General features: G+C 62.1%; 22 protein-coding genes. 5 read left to right on the forward strand and 17 right to left on the reverse strand.

What is annotated here, in order from left to right:
* Window positions 1–12: 12 nt before the first annotated feature.
* The 16 genes from CKO11_RS12040 to CKO11_RS12115 all read right to left on the reverse strand — a co-directional run bounded on the left by CKO11_RS12040 (window position 13) and on the right by CKO11_RS12115 (window position 14,428).
* On the reverse strand, window positions 13–1,404 hold the full coding sequence (locus tag CKO11_RS12040) for a PocR ligand-binding domain-containing protein (RefSeq protein ID WP_223639011.1): 1,392 nt from the start codon (window positions 1,402–1,404) through the stop codon (window positions 13–15).
* Between the two features lie 268 nt (window positions 1,405–1,672).
* Window positions 1,673–2,593 (reverse strand): glycyl-radical enzyme activating protein, encoded by a 921-nt coding sequence (locus tag CKO11_RS12045; RefSeq protein ID WP_223639014.1) that lies wholly within the window; start codon window positions 2,591–2,593, stop codon window positions 1,673–1,675.
* 41 nt (window positions 2,594–2,634) lie between these two features.
* Entirely contained in the window at window positions 2,635–2,937 is a 303-nt protein-coding gene (locus CKO11_RS12050; RefSeq protein ID WP_223639018.1) for a BMC domain-containing protein, read from the reverse strand.
* A 23-nt stretch (window positions 2,938–2,960) separates the two neighbouring features.
* Window positions 2,961–4,550 (reverse strand): aldehyde dehydrogenase family protein, encoded by a 1,590-nt coding sequence (locus CKO11_RS12055; protein WP_223639021.1) that lies wholly within the window; start codon window positions 4,548–4,550, stop codon window positions 2,961–2,963.
* Window positions 4,547–5,020: a GlcG/HbpS family heme-binding protein gene (locus CKO11_RS12060; protein ID WP_223639055.1), complete on the reverse strand. Its 474-nt coding sequence runs from the start codon at window positions 5,018–5,020 to the stop codon at window positions 4,547–4,549. The genes CKO11_RS12055 and CKO11_RS12060 overlap by 4 nt, the downstream gene beginning before the upstream one ends.
* A gap of 3 nt (window positions 5,021–5,023) precedes the next feature.
* Window positions 5,024–5,305 (reverse strand): EutN/CcmL family microcompartment protein, encoded by a 282-nt coding sequence (locus CKO11_RS12065; RefSeq protein ID WP_223639058.1) that lies wholly within the window; start codon window positions 5,303–5,305, stop codon window positions 5,024–5,026.
* A gap of 9 nt (window positions 5,306–5,314) precedes the next feature.
* Window positions 5,315–6,025 (reverse strand): hypothetical protein, encoded by a 711-nt coding sequence (locus tag CKO11_RS12070; RefSeq protein WP_223639061.1) that lies wholly within the window; start codon window positions 6,023–6,025, stop codon window positions 5,315–5,317.
* On the reverse strand, window positions 6,025–6,861 hold the full coding sequence (eutJ, locus tag CKO11_RS12075; RefSeq protein ID WP_223639064.1) for an ethanolamine utilization protein EutJ: 837 nt from the start codon (window positions 6,859–6,861) through the stop codon (window positions 6,025–6,027). Before eutJ ends, CKO11_RS12070 begins: the two co-directional genes overlap by 1 nt.
* Before the next feature lie 10 nt (window positions 6,862–6,871).
* Window positions 6,872–7,540 (reverse strand): phosphate propanoyltransferase, encoded by a 669-nt coding sequence (locus CKO11_RS12080; RefSeq protein WP_223639067.1) that lies wholly within the window; start codon window positions 7,538–7,540, stop codon window positions 6,872–6,874.
* A 27-nt stretch (window positions 7,541–7,567) separates the two neighbouring features.
* Complete coding sequence (locus CKO11_RS17570; protein WP_317851807.1) at window positions 7,568–8,164, reverse strand: BMC domain-containing protein; 597 nt, start codon at window positions 8,162–8,164, stop codon at window positions 7,568–7,570.
* Window positions 8,165–8,182: 18 nt separating this feature from the next.
* The gene (pduB, locus tag CKO11_RS12090) at window positions 8,183–8,995 is read right to left on the reverse strand and encodes a propanediol utilization microcompartment protein PduB (protein WP_223639070.1); all 813 of its coding nucleotides are present in this window, start codon (window positions 8,993–8,995) and stop codon (window positions 8,183–8,185) included.
* 27 nt (window positions 8,996–9,022) lie between these two features.
* A complete protein-coding gene (gene pduA, locus CKO11_RS12095; protein ID WP_223639073.1) occupies window positions 9,023–9,304 on the reverse strand; it encodes a propanediol utilization microcompartment protein PduA in 282 nt (93 codons plus the stop codon).
* Between the two features lie 89 nt (window positions 9,305–9,393).
* Window positions 9,394–10,533: a 1-propanol dehydrogenase PduQ gene (locus tag CKO11_RS12100; protein ID WP_223639076.1), complete on the reverse strand. Its 1,140-nt coding sequence runs from the start codon at window positions 10,531–10,533 to the stop codon at window positions 9,394–9,396.
* A gap of 119 nt (window positions 10,534–10,652) precedes the next feature.
* Entirely contained in the window at window positions 10,653–13,178 is a 2,526-nt protein-coding gene (locus tag CKO11_RS12105; RefSeq protein ID WP_223639078.1) for a glycyl radical protein, read from the reverse strand.
* 53 nt (window positions 13,179–13,231) lie between these two features.
* Window positions 13,232–13,822, reverse strand: a complete 591-nt coding sequence (locus CKO11_RS12110; protein WP_223639080.1) for a DJ-1/PfpI family protein — start codon at window positions 13,820–13,822, stop codon at window positions 13,232–13,234.
* A 225-nt stretch (window positions 13,823–14,047) separates the two neighbouring features.
* Window positions 14,048–14,428, reverse strand: coding sequence for a hypothetical protein (locus tag CKO11_RS12115; RefSeq protein WP_223639082.1), 381 nt, complete (start codon window positions 14,426–14,428; stop codon window positions 14,048–14,050).
* Between the two features lie 72 nt (window positions 14,429–14,500).
* On the opposite strand from CKO11_RS12115, the gene CKO11_RS12120 reads away from it, so the two are divergent.
* Together CKO11_RS12120 and CKO11_RS12125 are read left to right on the forward strand one after the other, a co-directional pair.
* Complete coding sequence (locus CKO11_RS12120) at window positions 14,501–15,412, forward strand: permease (RefSeq protein ID WP_223639084.1); 912 nt, start codon at window positions 14,501–14,503, stop codon at window positions 15,410–15,412.
* Between the two features lie 75 nt (window positions 15,413–15,487).
* Window positions 15,488–16,750 carry an acetate/propionate family kinase gene (locus CKO11_RS12125; protein WP_223639086.1) on the forward strand — a complete coding sequence of 421 codons (1,263 nt, stop codon included), beginning with the start codon at window positions 15,488–15,490 and terminating at the stop codon, window positions 16,748–16,750.
* A 67-nt stretch (window positions 16,751–16,817) separates the two neighbouring features.
* Here CKO11_RS12125 and parE read toward each other — a convergent pair whose 3' ends face one another.
* Window positions 16,818–18,776, reverse strand: a complete 1,959-nt coding sequence (gene parE / locus CKO11_RS12130; protein WP_223639088.1) for a DNA topoisomerase IV subunit B — start codon at window positions 18,774–18,776, stop codon at window positions 16,818–16,820.
* 227 nt (window positions 18,777–19,003) lie between these two features.
* Between parE and CKO11_RS12135 the strand changes: the two genes are divergently transcribed.
* From CKO11_RS12135 to CKO11_RS12145, 3 genes are all read left to right on the forward strand, one after another.
* Entirely contained in the window at window positions 19,004–19,882 is an 879-nt protein-coding gene (locus CKO11_RS12135; protein ID WP_223639090.1) for a TIGR01459 family HAD-type hydrolase, read from the forward strand.
* 124 nt (window positions 19,883–20,006) lie between these two features.
* The gene (locus CKO11_RS12140; protein ID WP_223639092.1) at window positions 20,007–20,447 is read left to right on the forward strand and encodes a MaoC family dehydratase; all 441 of its coding nucleotides are present in this window, start codon (window positions 20,007–20,009) and stop codon (window positions 20,445–20,447) included.
* Window positions 20,448–20,482: 35 nt separating this feature from the next.
* Window positions 20,483–21,406: a bifunctional riboflavin kinase/FAD synthetase gene (locus CKO11_RS12145; protein ID WP_223639095.1), complete on the forward strand. Its 924-nt coding sequence runs from the start codon at window positions 20,483–20,485 to the stop codon at window positions 21,404–21,406.
* Window positions 21,407–21,416: the final 10 nt, after the last annotated feature.

Consider the following 21,416-nt stretch of genomic DNA (forward strand, 5'->3'; position numbering starts at 1 on the left):
GCGCCTCCGGTCTTAGAAATCGCACGGATCGAAGTCGATCGGCAGGCGCAGCCGCACCAGCGTGCCGCGACCTTGGCGGAACGGGCTCATGATCTCGACCCCGTGGCTGTCGCCGAAATACTGCTTCATCCGGGCGTGGATGTTGTAAACGCCAATGCTTTTGCGCCCGCCGTGATCGGCCTCGCCGCGCAGCACCTCCACGCGGCGCTCCGCGCTGATGCCGGGGCCATTGTCGAGCACGTCGATGATTACATCCGATCCGTCACGATACAGCGACACCTCGATCAAGCCGCTGCTTTCCATCGGCTCGATGGCGTAGTTGATGCAGTTTTCGACGATCGGATGCAGCACCATGAAGGGGCACAGCACCTTGTCGAATTCCTCGGGGGCATCAAGCGTGAAATCGAACCGGTCACCCAGCCGGATTTTCAGCAAATAAAGATAGTTACGGACGTGGTCCACCTCGGTGCGCAGCGGCACGAATTGCGAACCGGAGCGCTTGAGGATGTAGCGCATCATATCGGCGAAAGCATGCACGGTGGTTTCGGTTTCGGGCGCGCCTTCCACCAGCGCCAACCGTCCGATCGTGTTGAGCACATTAAAAAGGAAATGCGGGTTCACCTGATAGGACAGCGCCTGCAATTCCGCCTCGCGCAGCAACCGCTCCAGTTCCGCGCGGCGCTGCGATTCCTCGGCCAGCCGCAGGTTCTTGGCGTAAAGCTCTTGTGTGACGCCGTTGGAATAGCTTTCCTCGACGATATGCGAGGCGATGTAGTAAAGCGAATAGGCGGCAGAGCGTAGCCGCTCATAGCTGATCTCGCCGATTTCGCTGTGCAGTTTCAGCAGGTCGTCGTCTTCGCTCCAAGAGCCCTCGGTCGGGAAGATGTTCGACAGGTCCACGAAATCGGGGCCGGAATGGCGCTTGTCGAGTTTGACCTGCCCACAGATCACCGCGCCCAGATATTCGCCGCGCATGATGATTGGGGCGGCAAAATCCACAAGCTGACAGTGGCATTTGTAGATTGCCGGTTCCCCGGTCGAAAGCGCCGTGCGCCCGCCCACCGCATCGCAGTGAAAGCACCGCTCGCGCCAGTCCGCGCGTTGGCGCACAGCTGCGCAAAAGGGCGAAAAGCCCGAGGGCTGCGTCACCGGGGCGCCATCGGGGTCCACAATCACCATCGCCACGCCGACCGCGGCCGAGAAGTTGTCTTGCACCTTTTGCAGCATTTCGGTGCTCATCAGATCGGCAAGCTTACGGCGCCGGGCTGCTTTTTCGGCGGGGCTTGCCGTGTCGGAGCGCTGCCCCGCGATCAATTCTGGAGGTGGTCGCGCCCCAGCTCTTTCATACGCCAGAACATCCTGCACCGACCCTGCAGGATGGCCGAACGGAACGCCGCTTCCCATGCCAACCCCTTCCCATTTTTGACCGATGCCCCATCGAACACCCCTCGGCGCCACGTGTCAGAGGTATGCGGCCCGACACCGCGTTTCTCTGACACCCCAACAGTCTTGGGACTTTGGGCGCGACCCCGGTCCGAGTCCGCATCTTCCTCCGGTCTTTAGCGCAAACACGCCCCGCAAAAACTGACCTAGCGCAAATTTTGCCCCCCTTTGGTCTCAAGATTTTACCGATTAAACAGGTGTTTGCGGTGCATCTTTGGGCGGCGGCGGATCAACCGCCGATCATGCAATTGAGCCCGGCGGCCTCGACCACGGCTTTAAGCGGCAGGATCGCATCGGGGCGTAGATCTTTGGTCGCCCCCATTGGGCTTTGGCGGCCCAGAAGCGTGTATTTGTTCTCGCCAAAGCTGTGATAGGGCAGCAGATGCACAGTGTTCACCTTGGGCATTAGCGTTGCGAAATGGGCAATCGCAGCGATTTCGCGTTCATTGTCGTTCACGCCGGGCACCACCGGCACGCGCACCACCGGATTGGGGCTGAGCGAGGCGGCAATCAGCGCATTTTCCAAAATGATGCGGTTATCGACGCCGGTATTGGCCTGATGCACCGCCGGGTCGATGGCCTTGATATCCATCAGCAGGTTATCGACATGCGGGATCACATCGCGGATCACTTCGCGGGTGGTGCAGCCCGTGGTTTCCATCGCGGTATTCCAGCCTTGTTCATGGCAGGCCATCAAAAGCTGTTTGGCAAAGGCGGATTGCATCAGCGGCTCGCCGCCCGAAAGCGTCACGCCCCCGCCAGAGCGGCGATAGTGGATCGCGTCTTTGCGCAGTTCTTGCATCACTTCGGCCAGCGTCATGCGCCGCCCCGTGCGTTTAAGCGCCTCGGTCGGGCAGACCTTGGTGCATTCGCCACATTTGATGCATTTCGACCGATCCACAAAACCGGGATTGGTCTTCGATAGCGCCTGCACCGGGCAGACGGGCAGGCATTGCCCGCAGCCGATGCAGGCCGAGGCGCGGAAGAAGAGTTCCGGTTCCGGCGCCTGCGATTCGGGGTTGGAACACCAGCGGCAGCGCAGCGGGCACCCTTTCAAAAACACGATTGTGCGCACCCCAGGCCCGTCATGGATCGAATAGCGCTGAATATCGAAGACGGTGCCTTCGGCGGTGGTGTCAATGACGGACATGGGGGACTTCCTTATTTAGGGCTGAGCCTGTGGGGGAGGGCTCAGAAAGCGGGGCCACTGGCCTCTTCGATGGCGGCCATCGCCGCGCGCACGGCCGAGGTTTCGCCCAAAACGGCCAAGGTGGTGGTGGTTTGCGGGCAGGTGCCGAACAGTTCCACCGTCATCACATTGGCCGATTTCGAGGCGATATCGGCGAAGTAGAACAGATCGGGGACAGAGGCCTGCACCAGCCCCATCGCAGAAACCGGGTTTTCGTCTACCCATTTGCGCACATGCGGCGCGACGCGGCGCGCAAGCATGTCGAACAGGTTGTCTTGCGGTGCGTTGATGATGCGAATTTGCATGGCTTTGTCCTCGATCTTGGGTCTCAGCGCACGTTCAGCGCTTCGACCATCACGCATTTGCGGCGACGCGCGAAAGAGCGCGGCGAGGTCAGTCCCTCGCCCGTCGGGCCGGCGATGGTGAAGGTGGTGTATCCTTCGCCGCCCACGCCGATCCCGGCGTAAGAGGGGCCGTTTTTCACAAAGATCGTCGTCTGGATCAGCTTCGCCATCTTCGTCAGTTTGCGCACATTGGTCGAATGCATGATCGCGGTGTGGCGGTTGCCGTGTTCCAGATCGACGGCCAGATCAATCGCCTCATCGACATTAGGCACCCGCACCACCGGCAAGATCGGCATCATCAGCTCTTCTTGCACGAAGGGGTGGTCTTTCTTGGCTTCCAAAAGGATCAACCGTACCTCGGGGGCCGCCTTGATCCCCACCTGTTGCAGCAGCCACGCCGCAGACTTGCCCACGCAATCGGTTTGCGGTCCGCCTTTTTCGGTCAGCACCCGCGCTTCAAGATTTTTGAGAACCTCCGGCTCTGTTACCAGATAGGCGCCATTGCGCTGCATTTCAGAGATCAGGAAATCGGCGGCTTGATCGACGACGATCACCTCTTTTTCCGCGATACAGGGCATGTTGTTGTCGAAACTTGCCCCATTCACGATGTCTTGCGCGGCTTTCGGAATATCGGCGGTTTCATCGACCACCACGGGCGGGTTGCCCGCACCGGCGCCAATGGCTTTCTTGCCGGTCGACATCACCGTGCGCACGATACCGGGGCCGCCGGTGGCCACAAGCATGCGCACCTTGGGATGTGCCATCATCGCATTGGTGTTCTCGATCGAGGGGGCCTGCACCGTCACAACAAGGTTCGCGGGCGCGCCAAGCGCCGCCAGTTTGCGGTTGATCAGCTTGATCGCCAGAAGCGACACGCCTTTGGCGCGCGGGTGGGGGCTGAACACCGCCGCATTGCCCGCTGCCAGCATGCCGATGGAATTGCAGATCACCGTTTCGGTGGGGTTGGTGGTGGGGGTGATCGCGCCGATCACGCCAAAGGGCGACAGTTCCACCAGTGTCAGCCCATCGTCGCCGCTTTGCGCCTCGGTGGTCAGATCTTCGACGCCCGGGGTTTTTTCGGCGGCCAAGCGGTTCTTAATGATCTTATGGCCCAGATTGCCCATGCCGGTTTGCTCGACCGTCAGGCGCGAAATTCGCTCAAGGATCTCTTGGTCGGTGAAGGCCGCGCGAATGCCTTCGACGAAGCGTTTGCGGTCGGCCATCGTGCAAAAGAGATATTGTTTTTGCGCCTCGGCAGCGGCCTCGATGGCGGCATCCATCGTGGCAAAAACCCCGTCGCCCAGTTCAACCGCCTCGGCATCCGAAATCGACAGACATCCCGCCGTGCCTTTGCAATCGCTGGCTTTGCAGCAGGAACAATTGCGTGCCGCTAGGGCGCGGGGCAGGATGCCGCCAATGATATCATCCGTCGGATCGGCAGGCTTCGTGGGGGCCCATCCGCAGCCTTCGGTGGCGGGTTTGAAATCCGGTGCGGACGTAGGCGCGGTCGCGGGGGTCGCGATGTAACCGCTCAGCACGCGGGCGACGGCATTTTCAATATCTATATCTTTCATTTCACTTGTCCTTTCGTCAGGGCCGCGCCCCAATGTCCTGCAATCGCTGACTGGGCGATCTGCATGTCCTGTGCGACGCCGCCGCCGCTGATCCCGATGGCGCCAAGCACGGCGGCGCCCGCCCAGATCGGCAGGCCGCCGCCAAACAGCACGGTGCCGGTTTCGGCGGCGCCCAAACCCTCAAGCATCGCGCCCGTTTGCGCTTGGCGGCCCAATTCATCGGTTCCCATCCTGTAGCGTGCGGCGGTGCGCGCCTTGGCGGGGGCGAGCGTGATCGAGGCAGGCAGCGCGCCATCCATGCGGTGGAACAAAAGCGGCTCGCCTGCCGGATCGCACAGCGCGATGCAGACCGGCAGCGCGATCCGGCGGGCCTCAAGCTCGGCTAAGGCGGCGATGCGCGTGGCCTCTGCCAGCGTCAGCGGGCGGCGGGCGGCAAGCTCGGTGGCCAAGATCGTATCGAGTGTGGACATCGCTTAGCCCTCCACCCCGCGCTGGCATTCGACCGTGTCAACAATCGCGACGATAGATGCATCGACCACCGAATGGTCAAAAGTGCCTGCAAAGCGCCCGGCGCTGCCGGTTGTGACGATGACGGTTTCGCCATCGCCCGCGCCCACGGTATCGACTGCGATTTCGTTCCAGCCTTCGGGGCAAAGCTGCGCGTCGAGGCGGCGCACGATCAAAAGCTTCGCACCCGAAAGGCTGACATCCTTGGTGGTGGCGACGACCCGTCCGATGACTTTTGCAAGATACATGATCGCTCCTCACTCTTGGATCAGCCGGATGCCGCGCTCCGACAAGCTTTCGGCGGCAAGCGGTGTTAGGCGCACCGCGCGCCCCAGCCGCAGTTCGGGGCCGGTGCAGGCGCGTGCCTGCTGCCAGCCGAAAATGCCCGATTGCTGGACCGGTGCGGCCAGCGCCGTCGTGGTGGCCTTGCCACCCTGAACGGTGGTGGCCAGGCGCGCGGCCCAGCACAGTTCCACCCCCTGCGCGGCTAGGCTTGCGAGATGGCCCGACATGATCGCGCGCCGCGCCGGATTTGCCGGGGCCAGACCTCGCGCGGCGCGCTCGCGCCCATCGGGGCAGACACCATCGCGCGCCGCCACGATCCGCAGGCCACGATCCAGCGCCTCGCCCAGCACTTTTGACACCGGATCATCGGCGATGCCGGTCGCCACTTTCGCCGCCGCCGACAGGCTGAGCGTGGGCACCAGAACCAGACCAAACCGCATCAGGCGCGGCGTCTCCGTCAGTTCCGGCAGGGACAGGCGCGGGGCCACAGAGGTGCGCAATTCGGGCGCGGCAAGCCAGTCGCCGGTCCAGCCTGCCGCGCACAGGGTCTCGATCCCGGCGAGCGCCGGTTCCAGCCCAAGATCGGCCTCGGTAAACACCACCAGCGCCCGGCTGGCCCGCGCCTTTAGCGCCGCTACGATCCGGTCCGAAAGCGCATCGATCAAGATACGGTCGAGATCCATCACCGGGCCTCCCCGGCAAAAAGCGCAATCCCGAGCGGGGTGACAAGCAAAGGCTCGACCGGTTTGATGACCTGGCGGCCAAGGTGCTTTTCGAAGACTGGCGTGAAATCCTCAAAGCTACACGCGCCGCCCACCACATGCACCGCGTCAAGCCCGGGGTAATCCGTCAGCACCGTTGCGACGATCGCGGCCATTTTGTCCACCACCGGGCGCACCAGTGCGAACACATCGCGCGCGTGCGCCGGGTCGAGCTTGTAAGCCTCGGCGGCCGCCGTTTCGAGCCGCAGCGCCCCGGCCAGAACCAGCGTCATATGTGTGCCGCCGGTGGCTTCATCGACCGAGGTCAGCACTTTGCCCGCTTTGAGGATTGAAATACCCGTGGTGCCGCCGCCCACGTCGACCACCGCCCCGTCTTTGACCCCCAGCACGCGCGCGGCGGCCACGGGTTCATCGACGATGCAGGCAAGCTGGAAACCGGCGGCTTCGATCACATTGCCGATCGCTTTCGCGCTGCCCGGATGGATGCCCGGCGGGATCGCGGTGGCGGCGCGGTGCAAGGGCGTGCCCAGACGGGTTTCCAACTCGGCTTTCATCCGCCGCACGGCGCGCACGGTTTCGGGCCAATCGACCACGATCCCGTCGCGGATACCGCCCGACCGTTCGGTGAGGCCCGCCACGGGCCGCCCCGCCGCATCGACCACCGCAAGCACAAGATTTGCCGTGCCCAGATCGACGCCGACACTCAGCGGACCTTCGGCGCGCGCATCGCGCGGCACGATCGCCCCCGCCCGCAAAAGCGCCCCGAAGTCACGCAAAAGGGCATCGGATCCGGACATCACCGCCTCCTTACACCTTGCGAACACGCACCAGTGCGTCGTTTTTCAGCCCAAAGGCATTGGCCTCTTCGATGTCGATATGCATTTCGGTGGCAGAGACTTCGTCAGAGCGGATCGCGACATGGCGCATGATGCCGCCGCGCGGGCCGCTGACCTCCACATCGACGCTGTCGCCATTGCGCAGCCCCAGGCGTGCCGCATCGGCAGGGGCCATATGGATATGGCGCAGCGCGACGATCACGCCCGATTGCTTGACGACTGCGCCTTTGGGGCCAACCACGGTCAACCCGGCGGAATCTTCAAGCTTGCCCGACATCCGCATCGGCGGCTTGATGCCCAGCGCGAAACCATCGGCCACAGAGACCTCGATCTGCGTGTCTTTGCGCAGCGGCCCCAACACCCGAACCTTGCCGATTTCGCCTTTCGGGCCGCGCAGGGTCACGGTTTCTTTGGCCGCATATTGGCCGGGCTGTTTCATCGCCTTCATCCGCGTCAGCGTCGCGCCGGGGCCGAACAGAATATCCATATCCGGGCGCGACAGGTGGATATGGCGGTTTGAAACGCCCACTGGCACGAGTGCAGGATCCTTGGCTGGCTGCGCCAGATCGGCTGCCGGGGCGCGGCCTTCGGCCAGAAGCTCTGCGACGATGCGCTCAATCATCGGGGTGGTGATGTTCATTTCTTTTGTCCTTGCGCGTCGCGGGTCTTAGCGGTTCTTTGGGCCCTTCGTCGGGCGGACGGGGCGCGACCGCGCGGGGGATTTGGGGTCCGGCTCGGGAACGGGGCCGCCCTTGGCGGCCGGTTCGGGTGCGGGCACCGGTTCCGCTTCAGCGGCTGGCTTTGAGGGCGGCAGGGCGTCCGGCGCCGGCGGGGTGCTTTGTGTCTCAGAAGGGGCGTCGGCGGGCGCGCGCTCCAAGGACGGGGTGTCCAAGACGGCGGGGGCTTGGGCTTCGGGCTCTTTCGGCGGGGTTTCGACGCGTGCGGCGGCAGGCGCATTGGCCGCCACCGCGTGCCAGCCGACCGTGTCCCGGCTTTCCACCAACACTGTTAGACCGCGGGCGGGGCGTGCGATGACCCGGGTGGCAACCACCCGTCCGACGCGCCCCGCAGCCGCTTCTGCCGCGGCGATAGCGGCTTTCACCGCCCCCACATCGCCGCGGAGTTTGACCATCGTCATGCCGTCGCCCTTGGCGAATTCATAGCCGACCAGCGTGACATTGGCCGATTTCATCGCCGCATCCGCAGCCGTCACAGCCGTTGCCAGGCCAAGCGTCTCGATCAGTCCAAGGCTTTGTTCCGACATGACGATTTCCTTTCACTCTTAGATGTAGGGTTTGGTCGAAGAGACGATCTCGGCCCCATCAAGGGCAGAGAGCACCTGCTTGCCGACCTCGCGCGCGGCGATGATCGATTGCCGCACCGCGCCCGAGTCTCCGGTGAAGCACAGGATTACTTCGTTGGAGTAGCTGGTGCCGCCGTTGCCGGGCGAGGAATAGGCCACCGGCTCGACAGTTGCGGCTTTGGCGGCGGTATCTGCCATCAAAACCCCAATCGCGGCGGGGGCCCCCACGGTGATGCCGAAGGCTTGGCCCAGCGGCGCGCCGAAGGCTTTGTTGAGCGCATAAGAGGCGCGGGCGGTATACTGGAATTCCAGATGCCCGGCCGAGCTGCCATAAACGTCGCCAAAGGTGCGTTCGAGTTCCGCAAGCGTCACTTCGACCGCGCGGCGTGCATCCGACACGTCTTCCGCGCCAAACAGAATAAGCGAGCCGTGACCGGCGCCGCCTTCGGTGTCGCGCGGCAGTTCGATCAGAACAACTTCGCTGTTGGTGGCCTTCACCGCTTCATCGGCAGCAAAGATATGCGGCCCAGCGCCCGTGCGCGCACCGACAATACCGATGGAGCGGTATTTCTTGTCGATGTTCATTTTTTCATGCAGCAGCGGGTCCACATTGGCGATCACCAAACCGACCGTATTGCCGATGGCGGTGCCAACGAATTCGGTCAGGTTGCAGGCCTTGGGGGCGGCTTTCGGCGCGGGCGCAGGGTCACAGGCCGGTGCGGCGGCGGGCGCGGTTGCGCCCATTTTCGCCATCACCTCGCCCATCAGTTTTTCAACGAGATCGTCTTTCATCGTTGATCCTCCTTCTTAGGATGGGGCTCAGGCTTTCGCGGCCGGCAGGATTTTCTCGACTTCGGTATGGGGACGCGGGATCACATGAACCGACACGACCGAGCCGACTTTTTCGGCAGCCACGGCACCGGCGTCGGTGGCGGCTTTGACCGCGCCGACATCGCCGCGCACCATCACGGTAACGAGGCCCGAGCCGATTTTTTCATAGCCGACCATCGCCACATTGGCCGATTTGACCATTGCATCGGCGGCTTCCACGGCGGCGACCAAACCTTTGGTCTCGACCATCCCGAGTGCTTCTTGTTGCATGACTTTCTCCTTGGTTTCCGGTGTTCAAACGTTGGTTAAATTGGGGAAATCGGGTTCTTTGCGCTGTGCCAGGCGTGCTCCTCCCCGATTCAACCGCCGGCCCGGTCAAGGAGCATCGACAACTCCGCAAGTCCGGGACGCCGCGGGTTGCCCGCGGTGCAGGCATCCGCATAGGCGGCTGCCGCAAGGTCGGGGATCGCCCGACGGTAGGCCCCGATATCGAGGCCGAGCCCCCGCAAGCTGGCGGGGATCGCAAAGCGCGCGTTCAGCGCTTCGATGGCACGGATCAGGGCGACGACACCGGCCCGGGTGCCGGGCACATCCAGCCCGACGCGCTGCGCGATGCGGGCATAACGGGCGGCGGTTTCGCGGGTCTCGGGCGCATGGTCCAAAAGGCCCGCGTTCCAGGCGATGACATGGGGCAGCAAGATCGCGTTGATCCGGCCATGTACCAGATGGAATTGTCCGCCGATGGCATGGGCAAGGCCGTGGTTGATGCCAAGGCCAGCCTCGGTGAAGGCCATGCCCGCAAGGCAAGAGGCTTGGTGCATCGCATCGCGGGCGGCGATGTCATTGCCCTTGTCAAAGGCCTTGGGCAGGGCGGCAAAGGCCAGCTCAAGCGCTTTTTCGGCAAAGGCATCGGTGAAGTTCGATGCCCCTCGGGCCACGACCGCTTCAATCGCATGGGTGATCACATCCATGCCGGTATCAGCGGTGACTTTGGGCGGAGCGGTTCGCACGAATTCCGGGTCCAAGATCGCCACATCGGGGATCAGATCGGGGGAAATCAGCGGGAATTTGCGGTTGTTGGCTGGATCCGAGATCACCGCAAAGGCGGTCACTTCAGAGCCAGTGCCGGAGGTGGTCGGAATGGCCACAAGGCGGATCGGATGCGCCGGGTCCATGCCGCGCACCACAGCCAAGATCGCTTTGGCCGCATCGATCGGGGAGCCGCCGCCAAGGGCCAGCACCACATCGGGGCGGAAGTCAGCAAAGAGGCGCGCGCCAGCCGAAACGGTGGCAAGCGGCGGTTCGGGGATCGCTTCGGCGAAAACTTTCACCTGGCAGCCATCAAGGTAACCCATCACCCGATCCAGCGGGCCGGATTTGGCCATGAATTCATCGGTCACAATGCCGACGCGCTGGCCACGATAGGCGTGCAGGCGCTCCAGCAGCCCATCGCCGAAGACGATCTCGGTGCGGGGCGTGAAGGTTTGGTAGCGGGTCATCGGAACACCTGTTTGGCGAGAGATCGGCCCGGAGGGCATCGGCGCGGGAGGGGAGGAGTGCGCCGATGCCCCCCGGAGGGCAGGTCCCGCCATGGGCGGCGGGGCCTGCGGGAGAGCGCTTAGAACGCTTGCTCGGTGCGGCTGATGATGTCGTCTTGCACTTCTTTGGCGAGCACGACGAACTGTGCCGAATACCCAGCCACCCGCACCACGAGGTCGTTGTAATCCTCGGGGTTTTTCTGCGCTTTCAGCAGCGTTTCGCGGTCGATCACGTTGAACTGCACGTGCATGCCTTTGTGGTCGAAGTAGGACCGCACAAGCGATGCGAAGTTCTGCAGACCAGTGTCACCAGCCAAAGCGGAGGGCAGGAATTTCTGGTTGTAGAGCGTGCCGTTCGAGGCGATGAAGTGGTCGAGTTTTGCCACCGAGTTGGCCGCAGCCGTCGGGCCGAGACGGTCTTTGCCTTGGCGCGGCGACACGCCATCGGCGAGGGGGAGTTTGGCCGGGCGGCCATCGGGCAGCGCGCCCACATCCTTGCCGAAAAGCACGTTGGCCGACACCGGGTAGATCCCGGCCTGGAATTGGCCACCACGCGGGTTGGTGTATTTTTCCACTTCTTTGCAGTAGATCTGCGCACATTTGCGGGCGATCAAGTCGACGTCGTCATTGTCGTTGCCAAAGGCTTCGGCAGAGTCGAGCAGGCGGCGGATGCCTTCGTATTTCGACCCGTCGACCGGCGCGGCCCCTTTCGAGAGCGTGCGATAGACTTCGTCTTTGAGCGCGGCGACATCGAGCGACGCATTGGTGGCAAGCACCTTTTTCACCGCTTCGTAGATTTGCGCCTCGCTCATTTCGCCGGTCGGCGCATCCGCCCCCATCGCCATGCCGAAGTTCGCGTCCAGCGCTTCCTTCAGTTCCGCCATGGTGAGTTTTTTGTCGTCCCAGACGAATTTCTTCATCGCATAGACCGAGTCACCGGTGTCAGCGACACCGAAGGCTTGCGGGCCGGTGAAGTTGTAGATCGCCCCACCTTCTTGGACCGATTTGCCGCGCCCCATGCAGTCATCGACCATCGCCGAAAGGAACGGCAGCGGCGCGCGTTCGGCATGGGCGATGTCGACACAGTTGTCGGCTTCGGCCAAGTATTTGACGAAGAAGGACATCTGACCGCTGAAGGCGGCATAGAAGTCTTCGAGCGATGTCCAGTCTTTCGCGTCGCCGGTGACCGGGCCAAGCTGGGTGTTGCCCACTTTGCCGTTGTTGAGCGTGATCTCAAGCACTTTGGCCACGTTGAAGAAGGCCGCGTCGTGCCACCCTTCGGTGCGGTGGATCGCTTGCGGTTCCACGCAGCCAACGATGCCATAGTCGCGGGCATCGGCCAGCGAAACACCACGGTTTTGCAGCGAGGGGATGATCACTTCGTCGTTGTAAACAGCCGGGACACCAAGGCCGAGGCGCACAACTTCGGCGGCACGATGCAAGAACTCATCGGGTGTGCCTTGCCACACACGGATCGAGAACGAGGGCGCCGGAAGGCGCACGTGAGCAACGGCATCCATACACATGTAGGAAACGTCGTTCGTCGCATCGAGCCCGTCTTCGGTTTGCCCCCCCACGCAGAGGTTTTGGAACACCGCATAGCCCGCGAAGGCCTGGGCCGAAACTTCATCGCGCGTTTTGTTGACGTCGTTGAGTTTGATCCAGATGCAGTCGATCAGTTCTTGCGCGAAGTCGCGGCTGATCGCGCTGTCGGCTTTCAGATAGGGATACATATATTGGTCGAAGCGGCCGGGCGAGATCGAGTGGCCCGAGCTTTCGATTTGCAGCATGCATTGGATGAACCACATCGTCTGGCACGCTTCCCAGAAGGTGGTCGCGCCATGTTCCGGCACGCGGCGGCAGTTTTTCGAGATTTGCTCGAGTTCCGCTTTGCGCGTCGGGTTGGTGCAGGCGCTCGCCAGTTCGGCGGCTTTGTCCGCATAGCGGTGTGCAAAGTCGATCGCGGCTTTGTAGGCGATGATGACCGACGTGTAGAACTGGTTCTTCTTGATCGCGTCGGGGTCTTTGTCATCCAGTTGCTCGCGCAGCCGGATCGCTTCCATGATCACGCCGGAGAAGCCGATTTGCAGGATCTTGCCGTAGTCCACGCAAACGTGGCCCACGCCGCCATAGAAGTAGTTGCCCACCGTGAAAACGCCATTGGCAATACAATCTTTCGCGGTTTGCGACATGTAAGCCGCCGCAAGGTCGGAGGTGGTGTGACCGGGCCAATATTTGAACGCTTCATGCAGCGCTGCGGCGGTTTCTTTCGGGATTTCAAACGGGTCGGCAACGCGGCCGGCCATGGTTTCGAATTCTTTTTCGACCCAGTCAAAGCTGAATTCGGGGCAGATTTCGGTCGAGCGCGGGTTGATGGTGATCGAGCCCACCACAAGTTCGTCGTCACGGATCGTGATCGGCAGTTCGGCGAAGATTTTCTCCACCACCTTGGCGCGGCGCAAGATTGCGGGCAGACCTTCGGTCGCCTTATAGGCCTCGGTGGCCAAGACCGCCCGTTCCGCCTCGACATGCGGCCGGGCGTTCAGGATCTGGTTCTTCAACCGCGTAATACGGTCGGTGGGTTGGGTGAAGCCCTTCTCAATCATTGCATCCTCCAGGCTGTGGAAGCCCCCCGGCGCCAAGCGCGCCGGAAAGCCGGTCAGGTCAAAAGAGTCGGAGCGACGAGCCCCACGAACGCACGCATCAGCGTTTGATGCCCCGGCCAGGCCGGTGCGCTTGCAAGGTTTCCGTCGACCACGGTTTGCTCCGGCGCGACTGCGACGAAGGTGGCTCCTGCCGCCCGCACTTCGGGCTCGACAGCCGGATAGGCCGTCAACCGACGTCCGCGCACCACGTCAGCGGCGGTCAGGAGTTGCGCGCCATGGCAGATCGCGGCCATGGGCCGGTTCTCCGTCATGAAGGTTCGCACGATGGCCAGAACCTGCGCGTCAAGACGCAGGTATTCACAGGCACGGCCACCGGCGAGATAAAGACCGGCATAGTCTTCCGGGCTGACCGTCGCGAAGGAGGCAGTGAGCCGAAACAGATGGCCGGGTTTTTCCGAATAGGTTTGATCGCCCTCGAAATCATGGATAGCGGTGCGGATCGTTTCGCCCTTGCGTTTGCCCGGGCAGACAACATCCACCGCGAAGCCGAGCATTTCGAGCGCTTGGAACGGAACCATCACTTCATAATCTTCGGTATAATCTCCGACGATCATCAGGATTTTATGTCCGGAAGTGCGTTTCATGAAGATCCGTTCCTTCGGTGCCGTTCATCGGCGCCGTGGAAAAAGGAATAGGCTTGGTGCTGAAAAACGGCAACGTGACCACCTTGACATCGAAGGGGAATAACTTGCCGTGCCCTTATTGCATGGCGCTTTGCGCGCAAATCACATGGCGTTTTTATGTGGTCAGCTAAAAACCTATTCCGCCCAGAACAAGAAAAGACAGGAACAGGTGATTTTTTGCCATGGTCAGCGCAACTTTGCCCCCGTGCGCTGGGCAAGGTTGCGCCTGTCAGGCCGTGCATTGGCGCGATCTGCGCAGCGGTTGCCGGAGCGGCGCACGGGTTTTTCTTGATATAATATAATAAAATAAGGTGTTTGATTTGGTTTTGTTGTGGTGTGTCGCCGCGATTCGTGGCGCGGCCGCAAGAAACTACCCGCACAGGCCAAGGGGCTCATCTTGATCGTTGCGGGGGCGCGCACGTAATTTGATGACCGATCGGCATAGCCGCGATCGGAGGAAATCACGTCTCGTAAAAAATCGGTGCTTTTGCTCGAAAATATATTTTCCGGGGGCAATTTTGACGTGCCTTTTATTCGGTAAATGCCGCTTTGGGTGCCATTCGGCATCCTTGCCTGAATAAATCCCTATGACCCGGACATAATCCAAAGCGGACCGCCCGGAAATACAAGGAGACCAGAATGTCACTACTTGGTTTGCTCGTCGCTTTTGGCGGCGGTATATTCGGCGCCGCCATTGGTGCTTTGCCGGCGTTTACCTTTGTCGGTTTTTTGACGATGATCGGCGTGGCGATCCAGCTGGCCGTGGCCCCCGAAGCGACAGACTTCTTTGGCATCCCCTTCGGCGCCTTTGGCCCGCATACGGGGGGCTTTGCGGCGGGCGTCGCGGCGGCGGCCTATGCGGCCAAGAAGGGCAAAATCGATAGCGGCCGCAACATCGTGACGGCGGGGATGGGGCTCAACAGCCCCGATGTGCTGCTGGTGGGCGGTATCTTCGGGGTGATCGGCTATCTGATCTTTTGGGCGCTGACCTTTGTGCCAAGTTTTGGCGAGGGCTTGGCCTTTAGCGATCTTCCGGCGGTGGGCGTGGTGATCTCGGCCTTTATCGCGCGTTTCCTGTGGGGCACCTGCGGGTTCTGCGGCAAGGCCGATCCGGGCCGGGGCTTTTTCCACCCGACCGATGCCACCAAATGGCTGGCCTTCCAATCAAGCTTTGCACAGATCGCGGTGATTGGCGTTGGCGGCGGGCTTTTGGGGGGCTGGCTTGGGGTAAGCTATGGCGTGCCCGGGGCGCTTTTGGCCTTTGGGATCGCAGCGTCGAGCCTTTTGTTTCTAACGCTGGGCGTGCTGACGCCGGTTTCGCATCACATCATGCTGCCTGCGGCGCTGGCCGGTGTGGCATCTGGCAGCGTGGTCTGGGGCGCGGTGATTGGTATTCTCTCCGCATTCTTGGGCGAATTTTTTGCCCGCGCCTTCCTGTGCCACGGCGACACTCACGTTGACCCCCCGGCCTGTGCGATTGCGGTGATGACCTTTGCTGTCAACCTGCTGAGCTTCCTTGGCTTCTGGGCATTGGTGCCGCTGCCGGTCTGAGCCGTTTCATTTGATCCGGTGGCGCGGCGGTCTCCGTCGCGTTGCCCCATTCCTGACCCCACAAGGACGACCCCCATGATCTTGATCATCAATTGTGGCAGTTCCAGCCTCAAATATCAGCTTTACACCCCCGATCTGGCGCATGTGGCCGCGTCTGGGATGATTGCAAAAATCGGCGAGCCAGAGGGCTATATCGACCATTTCGTGGGCCATCGGGGCGAGCATCACCGCTGCCCGGTGCCTGATCATCGCGCCGCTTTCGCGCTGATGATGGAATACCTGCTGTCGCCTGAATATCATGTGATCGAATGCCCCGGCGCGATCACGGCCATCGGCCATCGCGCGGTGCATGGCGGCTCTGTCTTCGTGGAATCGGTTCTGGTCGATGATGCGGTTTTGCAGGCTCTGCGCGATTGCGCGGCCTTCGCGCCCTTGCACAATCCGTGTAATATCATCGGCATCGAGGAAGCTCAGCGCCTGTTCCCCGGGGCCCCGAATGTTGTGGTGTTCGACACCGCCTTCCATCAGACCGTGCCCGAGCATGCGCATCTTTATGCCCTGCCGCACAGCCTAAGCGAAGACTATGGCCTGCGCCGGTATGGGTTTCACGGCACATCGTGCCGCTATGTCAGCCAGCGCGCGGCAGAGCTGCTGAACCGCCCGCTTGAAAAGCTGTCGATGGTGGTGTGCCATCTGGGCAATGGTGTCACGCTGGACGCGATCAAGGGGGGGCAGTCGGTCGACACGTCGATTGGCTTTGGCACCTTCAGCGGTGTTCCCATGGGCACACGCGCGGGCGATTTTGACCCGGCGATCATCTTCCATCTGGTGAACGAACGGGGCATGCGCCTCGAAGAGGTTGAGGAAATCTGCTATAAGAAAAGCGGACTTTTGGGGCTGTCGGGGCTGTCCAATGACATGCGCGAGGTCACCGATGCGGCGGCCGCGGGCAATAAACGCTGCCAGTTGGCCGTGGATGTCTTTGTCTATCATATCCGCAAAACGATCGGGGCCTATGCGGCGGTGATGGGGGGGCTGGATGCGCTCGTATTCACCGCAGGTATTGGCGAAAACAGCGCCGAGATTCGCGCGCGGGTTTGCGAAGGGCTTGGCTTCCTTGGCATCGAAATCGACCCACGTGCCAATGCCGTGGCGGGCAAGGGGCCGCCGAACATCAGCGCGGTGACGGCGCGGGCAGCCACGCTTGTGGTGCCCACCGACGAGGAACGGATGATCGCGCTCGACACCGTGGCCCTGACCGAGGGCTTGCCGGTTCGGCAAGTGCCGCCCGTGGCCAAAGTGTGCCATGCCGAGGCGCATGGTTTGGCCGCGCGCTAAACCGCGTGACGGCTGACGGCCGGTCTTGATGGCCGGCTGTCAGCCAAGCGGGCGTTTGCCCGTTTGCTTACACGTCCAACTCTTCGACGAATTGCGCGTTTTCGGTAATATACTGGAACCGCAGTTCCGGCTTTTTCCCCATCAGGCGTTCCACCAGATCGTCGGTTTCGCCCGCGAATTCGTCGTCAATCGTGACGCGGATCAATTGCCGCGTGGCGGGGTTCATTGTCGTATCTTTCAGGTCTTTCGCGTCCATCTCGCCCAGACCTTTGAACCGTTGCACATCGATCTTGCCCTTGCCGCCAAGACCTTTGGCCAGCATCTTTTCCTTTTCGGCCTCATCGGCCACGTAAATGCGCTTGGCGCCTTGGGTCAGCCGGTAAAGCGGCGGACAGGCAAGGTAGAGGTGGCCCTTGTCGATCAGCGGGCGCATCTGCGTGAAGAAAAAGGTCATCAGCAGGCTGGCAATATGCGCGCCGTCCACATCGGCATCGGTCATGATGATGATCTTGTCATAGCGCAGATCGTCGACGCGGAATTTTGAGCCAAGGCCGACGCCAAGCGCTTGCGCCAGATCATTGATTTCTTGGTTTTGGCCAAGCTTTGAACTGGCCGCGCCCAAAACGTTGAGGATTTTACCGCGCAGCGGCAACAGCGCCTGCGTGGCCCGGTCGCGCGCCATTTTGGCCGAGCCACCGGCCGAGTCGCCCTCGACAATGAAAAGCTCGGTGCCCGCGCGGTTCGTGGCCGAACAATCCACCAGCTTGCCGGGCAGGCGCAGTTTCTTGGTGGCCGATTTGCGCGAGGTTTCCTTTTCCGCGCGCCGCCGCAGCCGTTCCTCCGCCCGCAGCACCAGAAAATCCAAAATCGCGCCGGCCGATTTCGGATCGGCGGCCAGCCAGTTGTCAAAGTGATCGCGCACCGCACTTTCGACCCATTTCGCGGCTTCTTCGGTGGACAGCCGATCCTTGGTCTGCCCCACGAAAGAGGGTTCACGAATGAAGATCGAGATCAGCGCGCAGCCACCCGTCAGCATGTCTTCGCGGGTGATCTGGGCGGCTTTTTTATTGTTCGACAATTCCCCATAGGCGCGGATGCCTTTGAGGATGGCGGCCCAAAAGCCCGATTCATGCGTGCCGCCCTCGGGTGTGGGAACGGTGTTACAATAGCTGTGGATGAAACCATCGCGCACCGGCGTCCAGTTGATCGCCCATTCGACCGAGCCCGGCACGCCGAATTTCTCTTCAAAGCTGACGCGGCCCGCAAAGGGTTTGTCGGAATAGGTCGAGGCGCCCTTGAGCGTTTCGCCCAGAAAATCGGCCAGACCATTTGGGAAGTGAAAGGTGGCCTCGGTGGGGGTGTCGCCATCAGGGATGGCGGTCTTCCAGCGGATTTCCACGCCCGAAAACAGATAGGCTTTGGAGCGTGCCATCTTGAACAGCCGCGCGGGCTTGAGCGTCAGCGCACCGAAAATCTGTTCGTCCGGGTGAAAGGTCACCGTGGTGCCGCGCCGGTTCGGGGTCGCGCCCAGTTTTTCCACCGGGCCTTGCGGCACGCCGCGCGAAAAACGTTGTTCGAACAATTCGCGGTTGCGTGCGACCTGCACCACCATGCTGTCAGAAAGCGCGTTCACCACCGACGAGCCGACCCCGTTCAACCCGCCAGAGGTCGAATAGGCCTTGTTGGAGAATTTTCCGCCCGCGTGCAGCGTGCACAAAATCACCTCAAGCGCGGATTTGCCGGGGAATTTGGGGTGCGGATCGACCGGGATGCCGCGGCCATTATCGCGCACGGTGACCGAACCATCTTCGTTCATTTCCAGCTCGATCCGGTTGGCATGGCCTGCCACGGCCTCGTCCATCGCGTTATCGAGAATCTCTGCCACCATGTGATGCAGCGCACGTTCATCGGTGCCGCCGATATACATGCCGGGGCGTTTGCGCACCGGTTCGAGCCCTTCGAGCACCTCAATCGAAGAGGCGTCATAGGTTTCGGTCGGGGACGAGGAGAGAAGATCGCCGGCCATGCTGCTCGCTTTCTTTGGTGGTGGTGAACAAAACAGATACCCCACCTTAGGGGGGCGGAGCAAGGAGCGGGCAGGGGGCGGCGCCCTTGGGGGCCAATCTCAAGACCTTGCCGGGGTAAAAGCGGGTTTTGCACGGTCGCTGACCTTTGCCATTCTGTCGCATCAATGCCATAAGCTGCCTGCGCGCTGCGGCTGAAGGCCCGCGCCATACTCCCGAAAGGCCACCCATGACCCGTATCATCCGCTCGCTCGACGAAATCTCTGATCGTTATGACGCCGTTTTTTGCGATTTGTGGGGCTGTCTACACAATGGGGTGCGCCCGTTCCCAGCGGCGGTCGAGGCGCTGACGACCTTCCGCGCGCATGGCGGGACTGTGATGCTGATCACCAATGCGCCGCGCCCGGCGAAATTCGTGGGCGAGCAATTGGACCGGATGGGCGTGCCGCGCGCCGCCTATGACGGGATCGTATCTTCGGGCGATGCCGCGCAAGATGCGATGTTCGCGGGCGCGGTGGGGCGCAAGATCTGGCATTTGGGCCCGTCGAAGGATGATGGCTTCTTTGAAGAGGTGCCCGAGGCATGGGCAGGCCGCGCCGATGTGGAGCGGGTCGATTTCGACGAGGCCGAAGGGATCGTTTGCACCGGCCCCTTTGACGAGGTCAATGAAGTTCCCGAAGATTATCGCGCCCGCTTTTTGGCGGCGAAAAACCGTGGCCTGACCATGCTTTGCGCCAACCCCGATGTGGTGGTCGATATGGGCGAGCGGCGGATTTATTGCGCGGGCGCGCTTGCGGCACTTTATGAGGAAATGGGCGGCAAAACGCTTTATTTCGGCAAACCGCATCCGCCGATCTATGACATGGCGCGTCGCCGCCTGACGGAAATCCGCGAGGTGGATGACAGCCGCATTCTGGCGATTGGCGATGGGATCAACACCGATGTCGCGGGCGCGCTTGGCGAAGGGATCGACGTGCTGTTCGTTTCGGGCGGCTTGGCGGCAGAGCAATTTGGCCCCGATGTCGGCAACCCGGACCCGGATCTGTTGGCCGGTTGGCTGGGTGCGCGCCAGCAAGACCCGCAATTCACCATCGGCAAGCTGCGCTGAATTTCGGGCGCAAAACTATATTGCGCCTGGGGTCTCTTTTGAGTTCTTAAGTTGCGCTGCGCTTGCGTGGTTTCCTGGGGCATGCTATGCCGCGCTGCAACATAACTCAGGCCCGGAGCGCCCCATGACCGATACGATCCAGCGCGGCACGATCAGCATCGACCAACTTGAAGTCGGCATGAGCCGCTCGCTGACCAAAGAAATCACCGACCGCGACATCGAATTGTTCGCCGAAGTGTCGACCGATCATAACCCTGTGCATCTGGACGAAGATTTCGCCAAGGGCACGATGTTCAAGGGCCGGATCGCCCATGGCATGCTGTCGGCTGGGCTGATTTCGGCGGTGATCGGCGAGCAATTGCCCGGCCATGGCACGATCTATCTGGGCCAGTCGTTGAAATTCCGCGCCCCGGTGCGTCCGGGCGATGTGGTCACCGCCGAGGTCACGGTGGCGGCCATTGATCCGGCCAAGCGTCGCGTGACCCTTGAAACCCGCTGCCGCGTGGGCGATACGGTGGTGATCGAAGGCGAGGCGCAGGTTCTGGCGCCCGCTGCCAGCAACTGACGATACGGCCGGCGGCCTCGCCGGAGGCGGGGACGATGCAGACTTACACCCATTGGGCGGGCCTTGGGGCCGAGGCGCGCGGCGCCTCGGTGGCGATGGGCAATTTCGACGGGGTGCATCTGGGCCACCAGTCGGTGATCGATCTTGCACGCGGCGCGGCCCCTTTGGGGATCATCACCTTCGAGCCGCATCCGCGCGAAGTGTTCGCCCCCGATGCGCCCGCATTCCGGCTGATGAATGCCGAGGCGCGCGGGCATCGGCTGGAAAAGTTGGGCGTCGCACGGCTGTTTGAACTGCCGTTCAACGCGGAACTGGCGGGGATGGACCCCGAAGCCTTTGCGCGCGAAGTGCTGGCCGAGGGCTTGGGCGTGTCCCATGTCACCGTTGGGGGCGATTTCCGCTTTGGCAAAGGCCGCGCGGCGGGCACCGCCGAATTGATCGAACTGGGCAAGCGGTTCGGCTACGAGGTCACGGTCGCGCCGCTTTTGCACATTGACGGGGTCGAGGTCTCTTCGACCAATATCCGCCGCGCGTTGAGCGAAGGCCGCCCCGAAGATGCCGCCAAGATGCTGGGCCACCTGCACCGGATCGAAGGTGCGGTGATCCATGGCGACAAACGCGGCAAAGGGCTGGGTTTTCCCACCGCAAATATGTCGGTGTCGGGCCTGCATCTGCCCAAGCTTGGGGTCTATGCGGTCAAGGTCGATGTGCTGACTGGCCCGCAAGCGGGCAGCTATCACGGCGCGGCCAGCCTTGGCGTGCGCCCGATGTTTGGCGAAAACACCCCGAATCTGGAGACTTTCATCTTCGATTTTGATGGGGATCTTTACGATCAGCACCTGTCGGTTGCGCTGGTGGCCTATCTGCGCCCGGAAATGAAGTTCGACGGTCTGGACGGTCTGATGCAACAGATGGCGAATGATTGCGAGACCGCGCGCAAAATCCTCGCCAGCGCCTAAGCCCCCTTTC

The organism is Rhodobacter sp. TJ_12 (genome assembly GCF_020023995.1).
Classification (GTDB): Bacteria; Pseudomonadota; Alphaproteobacteria; order Rhodobacterales; family Rhodobacteraceae; genus Rhodobacter.

Coding starts and splice junctions, on each gene's coding strand:
- parE (WP_223639088.1), bottom strand. CDS start 18,776: ATGGCCGGCGATCTTCTCTCCTCGTCCCCGACCGAAACCTATGACGCC.
- CKO11_RS12065 (WP_223639058.1), bottom strand. CDS start 5,305: ATGTATCTTGCAAAAGTCATCGGACGGGTCGTCGCCACCACCAAGGAT.
- pduA (WP_223639073.1), bottom strand. CDS start 9,304: ATGCAACAAGAAGCACTCGGGATGGTCGAGACCAAAGGTTTGGTCGCC.
- CKO11_RS12100 (WP_223639076.1), bottom strand. CDS start 10,533: ATGACCCGCTACCAAACCTTCACGCCCCGCACCGAGATCGTCTTCGGC.
- CKO11_RS12110 (WP_223639080.1), bottom strand. CDS start 13,822: ATGAAACGCACTTCCGGACATAAAATCCTGATGATCGTCGGAGATTAT.
- CKO11_RS12050 (WP_223639018.1), bottom strand. CDS start 2,937: ATGCAAATTCGCATCATCAACGCACCGCAAGACAACCTGTTCGACATG.
- CKO11_RS12140 (WP_223639092.1), top strand. CDS start 20,007: ATGACCGATACGATCCAGCGCGGCACGATCAGCATCGACCAACTTGAA.
- CKO11_RS12125 (WP_223639086.1), top strand. CDS start 15,488: ATGATCTTGATCATCAATTGTGGCAGTTCCAGCCTCAAATATCAGCTT.
- CKO11_RS12070 (WP_223639061.1), bottom strand. CDS start 6,025: ATGGATCTCGACCGTATCTTGATCGATGCGCTTTCGGACCGGATCGTA.
- CKO11_RS12055 (WP_223639021.1), bottom strand. CDS start 4,550: ATGAAAGATATAGATATTGAAAATGCCGTCGCCCGCGTGCTGAGCGGT.
- CKO11_RS12105 (WP_223639078.1), bottom strand. CDS start 13,178: ATGATTGAGAAGGGCTTCACCCAACCCACCGACCGTATTACGCGGTTG.
- eutJ (WP_223639064.1), bottom strand. CDS start 6,861: ATGTCCGGATCCGATGCCCTTTTGCGTGACTTCGGGGCGCTTTTGCGG.
- CKO11_RS12040 (WP_223639011.1), bottom strand. CDS start 1,404: ATGGGAAGCGGCGTTCCGTTCGGCCATCCTGCAGGGTCGGTGCAGGAT.
- CKO11_RS12135 (WP_223639090.1), top strand. CDS start 19,004: ATGACCCGTATCATCCGCTCGCTCGACGAAATCTCTGATCGTTATGAC.
- CKO11_RS12120 (WP_223639084.1), top strand. CDS start 14,501: ATGTCACTACTTGGTTTGCTCGTCGCTTTTGGCGGCGGTATATTCGGC.
- CKO11_RS12045 (WP_223639014.1), bottom strand. CDS start 2,593: ATGTCCGTCATTGACACCACCGCCGAAGGCACCGTCTTCGATATTCAG.
- pduB (WP_223639070.1), bottom strand. CDS start 8,995: ATGAAAGACGATCTCGTTGAAAAACTGATGGGCGAGGTGATGGCGAAA.
- CKO11_RS12145 (WP_223639095.1), top strand. CDS start 20,483: ATGCAGACTTACACCCATTGGGCGGGCCTTGGGGCCGAGGCGCGCGGC.
- CKO11_RS12060 (WP_223639055.1), bottom strand. CDS start 5,020: ATGTCCACACTCGATACGATCTTGGCCACCGAGCTTGCCGCCCGCCGC.
- CKO11_RS17570 (WP_317851807.1), bottom strand. CDS start 8,164: ATGTCGGAACAAAGCCTTGGACTGATCGAGACGCTTGGCCTGGCAACG.
- CKO11_RS12080 (WP_223639067.1), bottom strand. CDS start 7,540: ATGAACATCACCACCCCGATGATTGAGCGCATCGTCGCAGAGCTTCTG.
- CKO11_RS12115 (WP_223639082.1), bottom strand. CDS start 14,428: ATGCCGAATGGCACCCAAAGCGGCATTTACCGAATAAAAGGCACGTCA.